At 32.5% G+C, this 13198-nt stretch carries 10 protein-coding genes; 9 read left to right on the plus strand and 1 reads right to left on the minus strand.

The genetic code is table 11. The features are described from left to right. Positions 1 to 3 precede the first annotated feature (3 nt). From BC952_RS06425 to yidC, 6 genes are all read left to right on the plus strand, one after another. Entirely contained in the window at positions 4 to 1920 is a 1917-nt protein-coding gene (locus BC952_RS06425; RefSeq protein WP_121364728.1) for a lytic transglycosylase, read from the plus strand. Positions 1921 to 2003: 83 nt separating this feature from the next. After that, positions 2004 to 3941 carry a LysM peptidoglycan-binding domain-containing protein gene (locus tag BC952_RS06430; RefSeq protein WP_121364729.1) on the plus strand — a complete coding sequence of 646 codons (1938 nt, stop codon included), beginning with the start codon at positions 2004 to 2006 and terminating at the stop codon, positions 3939 to 3941. Continuing rightward, complete coding sequence (locus tag BC952_RS06435) at positions 3941 to 4342, plus strand: OsmC family protein (RefSeq protein WP_121364730.1); 402 nt, start codon at positions 3941 to 3943, stop codon at positions 4340 to 4342. The genes BC952_RS06430 and BC952_RS06435 overlap by 1 nt, the downstream gene beginning before the upstream one ends. A 78-nt stretch (positions 4343 to 4420) precedes the next feature. Then, on the plus strand, positions 4421 to 4651 hold the full coding sequence (locus tag BC952_RS06440; RefSeq protein WP_091171865.1) for a DUF3820 family protein: 231 nt from the start codon (positions 4421 to 4423) through the stop codon (positions 4649 to 4651). Positions 4652 to 4793: 142 nt separating this feature from the next. Continuing rightward, on the plus strand, positions 4794 to 6407 hold the full coding sequence (locus BC952_RS06445) for a CTP synthase (protein WP_121364731.1): 1614 nt from the start codon (positions 4794 to 4796) through the stop codon (positions 6405 to 6407). A gap of 65 nt (positions 6408 to 6472) precedes the next feature. Then, a complete protein-coding gene (gene yidC, locus BC952_RS06450) occupies positions 6473 to 8377 on the plus strand; it encodes a membrane protein insertase YidC (protein ID WP_121364732.1) in 1905 nt (634 codons plus the stop codon). 49 nt (positions 8378 to 8426) lie between these two features. On the opposite strand, the gene BC952_RS06455 is transcribed toward yidC, so the two are convergent. Next, a complete protein-coding gene (locus BC952_RS06455) occupies positions 8427 to 9392 on the minus strand; it encodes a fasciclin domain-containing protein (protein ID WP_121364733.1) in 966 nt (321 codons plus the stop codon). Between the two features lie 466 nt (positions 9393 to 9858). On the opposite strand from BC952_RS06455, the gene BC952_RS06460 reads away from it, so the two are divergent. The 3 genes from BC952_RS06460 to mnmA all read left to right on the plus strand — a co-directional run bounded on the left by BC952_RS06460 (position 9859) and on the right by mnmA (position 13156). Then, the gene (locus BC952_RS06460; RefSeq protein WP_121364734.1) at positions 9859 to 10572 is read left to right on the plus strand and encodes a toxin-antitoxin system YwqK family antitoxin; all 714 of its coding nucleotides are present in this window, start codon (positions 9859 to 9861) and stop codon (positions 10570 to 10572) included. 308 nt (positions 10573 to 10880) lie between these two features. Further along, a complete protein-coding gene (locus BC952_RS06465) occupies positions 10881 to 11501 on the plus strand; it encodes a murein L,D-transpeptidase catalytic domain-containing protein (RefSeq protein WP_244200103.1) in 621 nt (206 codons plus the stop codon). Between the two features lie 467 nt (positions 11502 to 11968). Continuing rightward, positions 11969 to 13156 (plus strand): tRNA 2-thiouridine(34) synthase MnmA, encoded by a 1188-nt coding sequence (gene mnmA, locus BC952_RS06470; protein WP_121364735.1) that lies wholly within the window; start codon positions 11969 to 11971, stop codon positions 13154 to 13156. Positions 13157 to 13198 lie beyond the last annotated feature (42 nt).

Raw genomic sequence — 13198 nt, forward strand, 5'->3', positions numbered from 1 at the left:
TTTATGAAAGGATTTTTACGAATTTTGTTTTTAATAGTATTGTTTTCAAATGTCATTTTTGGACAAGAAAGTGTATTGCAACATACCGTTGTTAAAGGGGAAACAATAACTCAAATTGCTTTAAAATACAAAACAACTCCTACAGCCATTTATACACTTAATCCGGAAACTCAATCCGGAATTCAAGAAAACCAAATTCTTAGTATACCTGATGTTGTCTTACAACAAAGAAATAATCTCGTTCACATTGTAGGTCCTAAAGAAACACTTTACGGTTTAGCTACAAAATACAATGTAAAAGTTGAAGCACTTCAAGGAGTAAATGAAACAGCGCTCGTTAATGGCTTAAAAATAGGTCAGGAGTTAATCATTCCGCGATTTTATGAGCTTGAAAAAACAGTTTCTAACCAGCAAGCCTTCACTGCTGATAATTCAAAAATCACTCATAAAGTAATGCCTAAAGAATCATTGTTTGGTATTGCAAGATTGTATAACGTTTCTGTTCAGGATTTAGACAAAGCTAATTCAGATGTTTTTAAAGTAGGATTGCAAGTAGGTCAAAATTTAGTTATACCAAACAAACGAAAAACATTAGACGGAAGAGCCCGAATTATTAATTCTGAAACTATTTTTCATGATGTTCAGTCTAAAGAAACTAAATACTCAATAGCCAAAAAATACGGAATTACAATTGATCAATTGGAATCACAAAATCCTGAAATTGTAAACGGATTAATTCAAGGAAATAAATTGGCTATAAATGTTAAGCAGATAACTCCTTCAAACGAAAATGAAGAGTTGATGATTGCGTTAGCGGAGAAGCAAGTAGTAGTTGAGAAAACCAAAGCAAAAAATGTTCAATTAGAAGATTTAAAAGACAAGCTTACCGTTCAAAAAGAAATGAATCAAAAAGTTATTAAAGTTAATAATTTAAAAATTGACCTTAACGAGATCGATGATGCCAAAGAAGGTTCAGAGGAAAGGCTCAGGTTAGTCTTAGAAGCTAATAAAAATATTCAGGACATATTGATTTCAAAATTAGATTCATTAGTATACACGATGAATGAAGATTTATCAGAATTAAAAAATACTGAGATTGAAAATCTAGAGAAATCAAAGAAATTGGAAGCTAAATCTTATGAAAGTATTTCGAGAACGAGCGAATTATCATTTCAATTGAAAAAAGATTTAGCCCAAAATAGAAAAGTATATTCGGGGTTGATGAATAAAGTGCAGCGCATAGCTGTTGAAAAAAATATTGAATACAAGAAGAAAGTAAGGGAAAATAGTAAAGCTGATTTAGTGGAGTCTGACACTGAAATTACTTCTCTTGATACTTATAAAAAAATGGAATCAGACCAAAAACGAAGAGATGAATTAAATGAAGTGCTTCTTAAGAAAATTGATTCGTTAGGCGGAGAGAAAAAAATAGAATTAAAAAGGCATATTAGTATGGCTACTTTTTATAGCAGAGAGGCAAGAAATTTTGATGATAAATTAGCGTTGGTGCGCTTAAAAAGATACCAAAATAAAGCGCAGGAGTCTCAAAGCCAGAATCCAGTTCCTAAAGATTTAAACCAACTAAACATAGTGGAGATAAAAGAAGTAATAGAACACGATTCTTTAAGTGAGGTAAATAGATCTAAAATAGAAGTATTAGATAATCTTAAAGAAGTCCCAGCAGGGTATTATATTGTTTTAGGTGATTTTATTGAAGCAGAAGACCGAGATAAATTTATAATGAAATTGATTGATGCCGGAGAATTGAATTCCAGTTTTTTCTTTAATGTAAATATTCTTTCGTATTATGTTTTTACTGAATTTTTTACTACCGAAGAAGAAGCTCTTTATGAATACAAACAGAAAAAAAACAAAGAATTCTTTGAAAAAATGTTTGTTGTAAAGATTGAACAGAATTAATTTATTTAGGAAACAATTAACTACTCTTTTTAAAGTTCATTACTAATTTTACAAAAACTAAAAATTAATTTATTACACTAAGCATGAAATATTTTTTAACATTCTTTGTTGTTCTTTTTTTTATTTCTTTTCCGGGTCACACTCAAAATAAAGTGATACAACATAATGTAACAAAAGGAGAAACTATAAATCAAATTGCACAAAAATATAAAGTTACACCTTATGATATTTATCAATTAAATCCAGATGCACAAAGTGGTTTGAAACCCAATACAATCTTGCTAATTCCTCAAAATTCTGGAAAGCAAGTGGTAGTTCAAGCCAAAAAAAGTACTCCGTCTATAACCCATCAAGTAGCGCCAAAAGAAACCCTGTATGGTATTGAAAAAAAATATGGAATTTCTGATGAATTATTGAAAAAAGCCAATCCTTTTCTTGAAAAAGAAGGGCTGCAAATAGGGCAGACGTTAACTATTCCCTCTAATAAAGTTCAAAAGAATAGTCCTGTCACTTTAGAAAAAGTGGTCTATCATTATGTGCTTCCTAAAGAAACAAAGTATTCAATTGCCAAACAATATGGAATTACGATTCAAGAATTAGAGCGTAAAAATCCTGAAGTTGTTTCTAATTTACCCGAAGGGTTTAAGTTGTTAGTTAAAGGTATAGCTCCCAAAGTAGATAAGACGGTAGTTTCAGAGCCTAAAAAAGAAATTGTAAATTCAAATCCTGTACCGACTACTTCCGCAATCAATTATTTGAATTATGTAGTGAAATCGAAAGAAACACTTTATAGTTTGTCAAAAATGTTTGGCATGAGTCAGGAAGAATTAATTATTCTGAATCCTGCATTGTCTGAGGGAGTTGTAGAAGGAATGAATTTGAAAGTTCCGTCAACAATTGCAATTTCTCCGGAAACTAAAAAAGAATACACGGAATTATCAAAAAGTATGGGCGTTACTTCCAGAAAAAAATTAACGCTTCTTTTGCCTTTTAATGTTTCAAAAATTGAAGGAGATACGGTTAACTCGATGGCAATGCGCTTGAAAAAAGATAAATTTCTGAACATGACTTTGGATTTTTACGCAGGAGCTTTGGTGGCCATTGATTCTGCCAGAACACTAGGGCTTAATATAGAGGTGAAGATATTAGATTCTCAGGAGACTAAAAATAGTTCCAATGTTGCTTCTCTTATAAATAGTCATAATTTAGAAAATTCGGATGCCATAATTGGACCTTTTTATCAAAGTAATGTAGAGAAAACAGCTGAATTATTAATTAACAATCAAGTTCCTGTAATTTCACCTTTGTCAAAAGATTCGGGTGTTTCATACGCTAATATTTTTCAATCCATTCCCGCTCCTGATGCAGTCAAAAACGCTATGTTCGATTATATGCGTTCCAAAGGAGGGAATATTGTAGCGGTAGTTGATAAGAAAAAAGAATCAGTAATACAGTTCATTAAAGAAAATCATAAAGATGTAAAATTTTCATCACTTAGTGCAAATGGAAGCGTATCTGCCGAAAATTTAAAAAGTTTGTTTGTAAAAGATAAAATAAACTTTGTGGTGATGGAAACCGGAAATACGGGAATGATAAAGTCGACAATAGCCGCGATGTTGAGTTCTATGTCAATTTACAAAGTGCAGTTAGTTATTTTGGAACCAAACGAGACATTGGATACAGATGAAATTAATGTGTCTAATTTGGCTAAATTAAAACTTACATATCCTTCCATAACTCGTGAGAATGAATCTCCGGAGGCTTTGATTTTCGAAAAAGAATTTAAAAAGAAAAATAAGATATATCCAAGTGCCTTTGCAACACGCGGATTTGATATTACTTTTGATACAATGATGCGATTGTCACAAAATAAAAAATACCAAGAAACGGTTGATTCTACTGCCACAGAACAAGTGGATAACAAGTTTGAGTTTTACAAAAAATCAGATGGAGGTTATAGTAATAGAGGAATATATATCTTATATTATGACACGGATCTAACTATAAAAGAAGCAAACTAATGACATCAAAAGTAACCTATTTAGGTGATTTAAGAACCTCTTCAACGCATTTGCAGTCAGGGACGGTAATCCTTTCCGACGCACCTTTAGATAATAACGGGAAAGGAGAGGCTTTTTCTCCAACCGATACTGTAGCAAATGCTTTGGCAAGTTGTATGATGACTATTATGGGAATAAAAGCAGGTGAAATGAATGTTGATTTGACAGGTTCTACCGCCGAAGTAATTAAAATTATGAATGCAGAACCAAGACGCATTGGAGCAATAGAAATTTATTTTGATATGGTAGGAACAGCAGATCAAAAGAATAAAACTATTCTGGAAAGATCCGCCATGACCTGTCCTGTTTTCTTAAGTTTGCATCCTGAAATCGAGAAACGAATCACTTTTGATTGGAAATAAAATAGATTCGAGAAGCTTGAGGCAAGAAATAAGAGGTATTACTACTTTTTATTTCTTGCTTCTTTTTTATTAAAAAAAATGGATCAAAATCAAAAACAACTCATTAAGCTGGCCCACACTAAAATGCCGTTTGGTAAATATGAGGGATGGTTTCTTATCGATATTCCGGAATATTATATTGTTTGGTATAGCAATAAAGGTTTTCCAAAAGGAGAACTAGGGGAGCAATTGCAACTTATTTATGAGTTAAAACTCAACGGTCTTGAAGAATTAATTCGAAATATAAAGAAACGATACCCAAAACCATAATTCAGATTAGTAGGCTTTGCAAATATTCGGGTAATAGAAAAAATATTTTCTGATAATCAGGTAATCTAATAATCTGAAAATCCAATTAAATTTGTACTTTTGCCACGTTTTTTTACACAACTACAACACAAACAACAACAGAATGAATCAAACGAAATATATTTTTGTTACTGGCGGTGTGACTTCTTCTTTAGGGAAAGGAATCATCGCAGCATCTTTGGCAAAATTGTTACAAGCAAGAGGATATAGAACAACCATCCAAAAGTTTGACCCGTACATTAATGTAGATCCAGGGACATTAAATCCTTATGAACATGGGGAATGTTATGTGACCGATGATGGTGCAGAAACCGATTTGGATTTAGGGCATTACGAGCGTTTTTTAAATGTTCCTACTTCTCAAGCAAATAATGTGACCACTGGAAGAATATATCTTTCGGTTATTGAAAAAGAAAGAAGAGGAGAATTTCTTGGTAAAACGGTACAAGTCGTGCCTCATATCACCAATGAAATCAAGGAAAGAATGCAGTTGTTGGGGAATTCCGGCGATTATGATATTGTCATCACTGAAATTGGTGGAACGGTAGGAGACATTGAATCCTTACCTTATATAGAGTCTGTTCGTCAATTGGTTTGGGAATTAGGTGAGCATAACGGAATTGTAATTCACCTTACTTTGGTACCTTATTTGGCTGCCGCAGGAGAGTTGAAAACAAAACCGACGCAGCATTCCGTGAAAACTTTGATGGAAAGCGGGATAAAAGCGGATATTTTAGTGTGCAGAACAGAACACGAAATTTCTGAAGAATTACGCAATAAACTGGCTTTGTTTTGTAATGTAAAAAGAGAAGCGGTTATCCAGTCGATTGATGCTTCTACAATTTATGAAGTGCCAAATTTGATGTTGGAAGAAGGACTTGATGTCGTTGCGTTGAAAAAATTAGATTTACCTAAAAAAGCGGCTCCGGATTTAAAAAACTGGAATACTTTTTTACGCCGATTAAAAAATCCGAAGCATACCGTGAATATCGGTTTGGTTGGGAAATATGTAGAAATGCAGGATTGTTACAAATCTATTTTGGAAGCGTTTATCCATGCTGGTGCTGCAAATGAAACTAAAGTAAATGTGGTTTCCATTCATTCTGAACATATTGATGCCAGTAATATAAGCGAGAAATTCTCTGGTTTAGACGCAATTCTGGTTGCGCCAGGTTTTGGTGAAAGAGGAATTGAAGGGAAAATTGCAGCAGTGCAATATGCTCGTGAAAATAAAGTGCCGTTCTTCGGGATTTGTTTGGGAATGCAAATGGCAATCATCGAATATTCAAGAAATATTTTAGGTTATGCTGATGCTAATTCTACCGAAATGAATGAACACACTGCGCATCCGGTGGTAAACCTTATGGAAGAGCAAAAAACAGTTACTGATAAAGGAGGGACAATGCGTCTTGGTGCATGGAAATGTGATATCAAAAAAGATTCATTGGCTTATAAAATATACGGAAAAGAAACGATTTCGGAACGTCACCGTCACCGTTATGAATACAATAGCAATTACGTTGCGCAATTACAAAATGCAGGATTGATTGCTTCTGGAGTAAATCCTGATACCGGATTGGTGGAGATTATAGAAATAGAAAATCATCCATTTTTCATTGGGGTACAATACCATCCGGAATACAAAAGTACGGTTGCAAATCCGCATCCTATTTTTGTGAATTTTGTGGCAGCAGCCGTTCAGGCAAAGAAAAAATAGTTGTTGTTTTTTGAAACAAATCATTAAACTTCATACTAATAGATTAAACTTTTTTAAATATAATAATGGAACAAAAAAAATTTGACCTCAATTCGATTATCGGTTTTGCATTAATTTTTGGTATTTTGATTTTTATCATGTATCAAAATCAACCAGACCCGAAAGTGGTTGCTGCTGAAAAAGCACAAAAAGAGTTGTTGATTAAAGAAGCTAAAGTCAAAGCGTTAGAAGCAAAAACTGTAGCAAAAGCTACTGTTGCGGTTGCTTCAACCGGAGATTCAACTCAATTGGCGCAATTGCAAAAAACGTTGGGGAATTTTGCGTATTCTGCGACACTTCCTTCTGCGAAAGCGGGCGTTACCACTATCGAAAACGATTTGGTGAAGCTGACAATCGCCAATAAAGGAGGTTATATTGTTGAAGCGACTTTGAAGCAATTCGAGAAGTTCAAGAAAGGTTCCGGACAATTAGTTCAATTGGTAAAAGACAACAATGCTAATTTAAATGTGCAATTGCTGACTAGTGATAACCGTACTTTGAATTCGAAAGACTTGTATTTTGAACCTACTTTAACGAAAGTTGGAGCGGATCAGATATTGTCTATGAAATTGAAAGCAGGAGCCAATGAATTCTTGGAGTACAAATACATTTTGAAACCAAACGATTATATGATTGGTTTTGATATTCGTTCTCAAGGGTTGAATAAAGTATTAAATACGGCAAAACCATTGGATTTAGAATGGAATTTGAAAACCTACAGAAATGAAAAAAGTGTTTCTTATGAAGACAGGTATACACTTCTTTATTTTGAGTATGGAGATGAAAAATTTGATTATGTAGGCGATGGAAAAGATAAAGAAGAGATTCCTGAAAATGTTAAATACATAGCTTTTAAACAACACTTTTTTTCAACTATATTATTAACAAATACTCCTTTTGCTAAATCATCTTTAAAATCTACTAAATTGGTTTTAGATGAAAAAGTAGATACAATTTTTACAAAACAATTTAAGGCAAATATTCCTTTGGCGTTTACCAATGGTGAATTAGACCACAAAATGAGTTGGTATTTTGGTCCAACGGATTACAAAACATTAAAGGATTATGATAAAAATTTAGACCAGATTATTCCTTTAGGTTGGGGAATTTTCGGATGGATTAACAAGTTTATTTTTATCCCGTTATTCGGATTTTTAAGTTCTTACATTGCTTACGGAATTGCGATTATCATTTTTACGATTCTGATAAAAATCGCAATGTCGCCTATCACTTTTAAATCGTTCTTGTCACAAGCGAAGATGAAAGTATTGCGTCCTGAAATAACAGAATTGGGGGAAAAATTTAAGAAAGATCCAATGAAAAAGCAACAGGAAACCATGAAGTTGTACAACAAAGCGGGCGTGAATCCAATGGCAGGTTGTATTCCGGCTTTGATTCAATTGCCATTTATGTATGCTTCGTTTCAGTTTTTCCCATCGGCATTTGAGTTGAGACAAAAAAGTTTCCTTTGGGCAGATGATTTATCTTCTTTTGACGAAATTATCCGTTTGCCTTTTTATATTCCTTTTTACGGAAATCACATCAGTTTGTTTCCAGTTTTGGCTTCGATTGCTATTTTCTTTTATATGAAAATGACTTCTGGTGATCAACAAATGGCTGCTCCACAACAAGAAGGTATGCCAGATATGGCCAAGATGATGAAAATCATGATTTATGTTTCACCAATCATGATGTTGTTTTTCTTTAACAGTTATGGTGCGGGATTGAGTTTGTATAACTTTATTTCGAATCTAATTACCATTGGAATTATGATTGTCATCAAACGATACTTTATTGATAGTGATAAGATTCATGCTCAAATTCAAGAGAACAAATTGAAAGAGCCGAAGAAACAAGGTAAATTCCAGAAAAAGCTGCAAGAAGTTATGGAACAAGCCGAAGCTCAAAAAGCACAACAAAAGAAAAAATAATTCATAAAAAAAGCTCTCAATTTTGAGAGCTTTTTTTTTGTTCAAAAAATTACAGAATCGGCAATAATACTTTATCAATGGCATGAATTACTCCATTGGAACATTGGACATCAACAATAATAATATTTGAAATTCTGTTGTTCGCATCTTTAATTTTTGCGCCACCAGTAAGTTGGATTGTAAAGGTTTGAGCTGGTGTCAAAATTGGAGTTACAATTTGTCCTTCGGTTAGACTTGCTGCTAAAACATTAGCTGGACTTACCACATGGTATTGTAATACTTTAGTCAAGTTTGCTGCTGAAACGCCTGCAATTCCTCCAGGAGCAAGTTCGGCATCTAATGAAGTAAAGGCAGCATTTGTTGGAGCAAAAACAGTAAACGGACCTGTTGCGGATAATGCAGTTATAAAATTAGGTTGGCCCGATCGATTTAGTACACTAACTAAAGTGCTAAAATTAGCATTTGCCGCAGCATGAGTTACAATGGTTGGCAAATCAATAACTTTATCAACGATGTGTATTACTCCATTAGAAGCCATGATGTCAGGAGTGGTGACTGTTGCAATTCCATTCAGTTTTACTCCTGCTGATGTATTGACATACATGCTCAAGGTATTCGTTGTGGAGGCGGTACCCTTTGCTAAAGTCTTGATGTAACCTGTAGTCAAATCAGTTGATTTTACAGCACCAGTTACGACATGATTTAACAAAATTTGAGTTAACGCTTCTTTAGGTACATCGTTTATTGTTGCATAAGGAGTTGTGGCAAGAAAAGCTGCAAAAGCTTCATTTGTTGGAGCAAAAACAGTGAACGGTCCAGCTCCTTTCAAAGTGGTTGCTAATTCGGCTTTGGTAAGTGCTTGAACTAATATACTTAAATTGGCAGTTGCAACTGCTTTTCCTGTAATTGTGTTGTCTACAACCACAACTGTATTGTCGTCATCGTTGCACGATACTGTCATGAATGCAAACAATGCAATCACGGCTAAATTTCTAATTTTAGATACATTTTTCATAGTGTTTGTTGTTTATTTGTTTCCTCTAAATTAGTAAATTGATTTCTATATTTGTTTAGTTTTTATTTAAAAATAATAAACAATATGAAAATTTATTATTTTTTTTAAAGTTGTTTAATTTTTATTTTAACATTATAAAATGTAATTAAACAACTGTTATTCAGTATTATATGGTTTTTTAGATTGTTCTAATACATTATTCATGAAAAAAAAATAACAGAATGCTTAAACATTTTATAAAATGATTTATTTCAAACATTTGTTGAGATATTTATCTGAATAACACTAAGGGAAATGGTTGGATTTTAAATTCGAAATTTTCTATATATTTTGCGTTGACTTAGAAGAATAGTGTATTTTATTTGCGAAATAATAGAGTGAGCACCAACTCTAATAAATTCGTATTTTTGGTAAAATAAAAAAGAAGATTCTCAGTTTTAAATAGTGGACTAAATACAAAGTAGTAATGAAAAAATATCAGATTAGTTTTTTTGCCTTTTTGATTTTTGCGCTTTTCAGCCAAAATATTCTATCGCAAACCGATTTTAATAAATTAGATGCGAAAGGAAAAAAGCACGGACTATGGAAAGGGTTTTACGAAGAGTCAAAACGACCTAGATATGAAGGTACTTTTGAGCACGGAAAAGAAATAGGAATTTTTAATTTTTTTGATGATACCAAAGCTAAATCTATAATTGCCACAAGGGAATTTAATACAAAAGACAATTCGGCTTACACCATTTTTTATGATCAGAATAAAAATAAAGTCAGTGAGGGTAAAGTGGTCAATAAAGTATTTGAAGGACAATGGAAATATTACCATCTAGCTTCTAAAAACATCATGACAACGGAATACTATAGTAAAGGTAAGTTGGAAGGTTTGCGTACCGTTTTTTATCCAAGTGGTAAAATTGCAGAAGAAATTAGTTATAAAAATAATTTTAAAAATGGTTTTTATAAAAAATATACGGAGAATGGAATCGTACTTGAAGAGTCTATTTTCAAGAATGATCAATATAGCGGTTTGGCAATCTTTAGAGATTCTAATGGGAACACCGTTTCTAAAGGGCAATTTGTAAATGGAAAGAAAGCTGGAATTTGGCAGTTTTTTGAGAAAGGAAAACTAGTAAAAGAAATGAATATGAGCTTTCCGGAAAATGCAACAAAATCTAAATTGTAATTTTTTAAAGATTAATTGTTTGAGATGAAATAATTTTCGGTAAAATTAGTTATGATTTAATAATAGATTTATTTTTATTCAAATTCTTAATGGATAAATTCAACAATACTAATAATTCAATTTTTTACTTGTTAATTAATTGCTAATGATTATTTTGGTATTGTGTAAAAGGTTTATTTTTGCGAAATTTAATTTATAAATTATAATGAAAACGTACTAGCTTTGTTTGAGTATAGTATTGCATTGAGTTCATAAAAGAGTCTGTAGCCCGTAAATATTTTAGATAAATAAAACGTAATATCGATAAAATGAAAAAACTTTTTTTTGTTTTAATGTCAATTATAATGTTGATGTTTAGCATCAAAATTTTGTCAAAAAGCACTAATCACAGTTCCATAATTTCTGTGTTTAATAATGCTACAGAAGAAAAACTTTTTAACCGAGCAAAAAATATTAAGAAATTCATTGTCAATAATTCTAAGTATAATAATGAAGTCGCTTTCATTATTGATATGAAGATTATGTCCGGAAAAAATAGATTTTTTGTATATGATTTAAAAAACAATAAAATCATCGATCAAGGTTTGGTGGCACATGGTATTGGCTCACAAACACAAACTGAAGGAGAACTAATCTTTAGTAATGAACCTAATTCCCTTTCAACCTCATTAGGCAAGTATAGTGTAGGATCCAGCTATACTGGGCAATTTGGCAAATCATACAAATTATTTGGGTTGGAGGAAACAAATAATAAAGCTTTTGCGAGAAATATTGTTCTTCATAAATATTCTAAAGTGCCTTTTGGCGAACAAGAGAATCCAATTTGTAAAAGTTTTGGCTGTCCAATGATAAATGTGGAATTTTATAAAAGAATTGAAAAGTTAATTGATAATTCAAAAACAAATATCATTTTAGATATTTTCTATTGATAACACAAAAAGTTAAAATTTGCAGTATAAAAAACCTCATTCCAGAAATTCTGAATGAGGTTTTTTGCTTAGCGTTTTATTTTAAAGCAACGATTTTGCGACCGAATGAAACCTTTTGTCAATCCAATTATTTACAGAAGTTGCTTCAATAATATTTTTGACACTTTCTAAAATGGATCATTCAGCAATAGTAGCAGCACTTTTTTCAAATTATTCCGTTGACTTTTAAGAGAAGAATGTAATTAAAAAAAGCAAAATAGGCTAGTCTTTATTTCTTTCTGATTCAAATGAATTAGCATCTGATTCAAATTTTGACTTCATATTGAATGCATTTTTGATCTGTAAAAATACGGATTTGCGGTTGTGGAAATGTAACAAAATTGGATAACAATTAACTTTATAGATAACAAATACTCTTGCAAATCTTTTGTAACTTTGGACCCTTATAAAATTATAATTTTTTGAAGATGAAGCGTGTTGTTGTAGGACTTTCCGGAGGTGTAGATTCAAGTGTTGCAGCTTATTTGTTGCAAGAACAAGGATATGAAGTAATAGGTCTTTTTATGAAGAATTGGCATGACGATTCAGTTACTATTTCTAATGAATGCCCGTGGCTGGAAGACAGTAATGATGCATTGCTTGTTGCCGAAAAATTAGGAATTCCATTTCAAACCGTTGATTTAAGCGAGGAATACCAAGAGAAAATCGTGGACTATATGTTCAGTGAATATGAAAAAGGGAGAACTCCAAACCCCGATGTACTTTGTAACCGTGAAATAAAATTTGACGTTTTCATGAAAATTGCTTTGAGTTTGGGTGCTGATTTTGTGGCTACAGGACATTATTGCCAGAAAACGGAAATCGAAAAGAATGGAGAAACGATTTATCAATTAATAGCCGGTGCAGATACTAATAAAGATCAGTCGTATTTTCTATGTCAATTATCACAAGAGCAATTGGCTAAATCTTTATTTCCTATCGGAGAATTAACAAAACCTGAGGTTCGTGAAATAGCCGCTAAAATGGATTTGATTACTGCCGAAAAGAAAGATTCGCAAGGTTTATGTTTTATTGGAAAAGTACGTTTGCCGGAATTTTTACAACAAAAATTGCAGCCCAAAGATGGGATTATTATCCAAATAGATAAAAATGATCCTGTTTACAGTTCTGAAATACAAGAAGGAATAAGTGTTGAGGATGGTTTAAAATCAGAGGCAAGAAAAATTCCGTATACGCCACAAATGGGGAAAGTAGTAGGGAAGCATCAAGGGGCCCATTATTTTACTATTGGACAACGAAAAGGATTAAATGTAGGAGGAACAACGGATCCATTATTTATTATAGCCACAAATGTGGAAACGAATACGATATATACCGGATTATCTAGTCAGCATCCCGGATTATTTAAGAAAGCATTGCGTATTGAAAAAGATGAAGTACATTGGATTCGCAAAGATTTGGCTTTGGCCGATGGAGAAACTATGGATGTTATGGCAAGAATACGCTACAGACAACCTTTGCAAAGTGCGACTTTACATCAATTCGAAAATGAAATGTACGTGGCTTTTGATGAACCACAATCTGCCATAACTGAAGGGCAATTTGCTGCTTGGTATGTAGGAGAAGAATTAGTTGGTTCGGGTGTAATTTCTTAATTTAGTACTTTGTTTTAATTTCAATAAACGTTTTCTTTGCCT

This window comes from Flavobacterium limicola (genome assembly GCF_003634755.1).
Taxonomy (GTDB): Bacteria; Bacteroidota; Bacteroidia; order Flavobacteriales; family Flavobacteriaceae; genus Flavobacterium; species Flavobacterium limicola.